Annotated in this window: 1 pseudogene; it reads right to left on the bottom strand. The window is 76.2% G+C overall.

Annotated elements, in window-relative coordinates:
* Positions 1-559 (bottom strand): annotated as a pseudogene (locus D588_RS0118560) (hypothetical protein); the annotation flags it as partial.

Genomic DNA, 559 nt, shown 5'->3' with positions numbered 1-559 from the left:
CGCTCCCGCCGATGGCGCCGATGCAGGCCGCTGCGGCCAGGCTCAGCAGCGGCTGCGCCGGCAACGCCAGGGCGAACAGCGGCGCGCACAGCAACAGGGCGCCGCCGAGCCAGGCCAGCCGTTGCGTCGGCGTGCGCTGCCGGCCCCAGCGCGCGGCCAGCGGCTGCACCAGGACCGTGCCGAGCGCATAGGCGATCAGGACCGCGCTGCCCCAGCCGGGCGAGAGCAGGCCGTAGGCAGCCACGTACGGGGCGAGCTTGGTGAACGCGGGCAGGGTCAGCGAGACCGCTGCGATCAGTGCCAGCGGCTGCCAGGGAATCGCGCGCCACGAGGGCGCTCGGTCGATCGCGAGCACAGCCGTGGCGTCGGCCGGGGCCGGGTGCGCATTGGCGTGATGGCGCAGCACCCGCTGCAACTGCCAGGCGCACAGCATCGCCACCGCCGCCAGCACCGCGCTGGCCTGCAGCGCCAGGCTGCCGCCATCGGTCCCGCGCGCCAGCACCGCACCGACCACGCTGCTGATCAGCAGCGCCGCCGCGCCGCTGCCGGCCAGGCGCAG

It is taken from the genome of Xanthomonas sp. SHU 308, from assembly GCF_000364645.1.
Classification (GTDB): Bacteria; Pseudomonadota; Gammaproteobacteria; order Xanthomonadales; family Xanthomonadaceae; genus Xanthomonas_A; species Xanthomonas_A sontii.
This window is presented reverse-complemented; position numbering and strand designations above follow the sequence as displayed.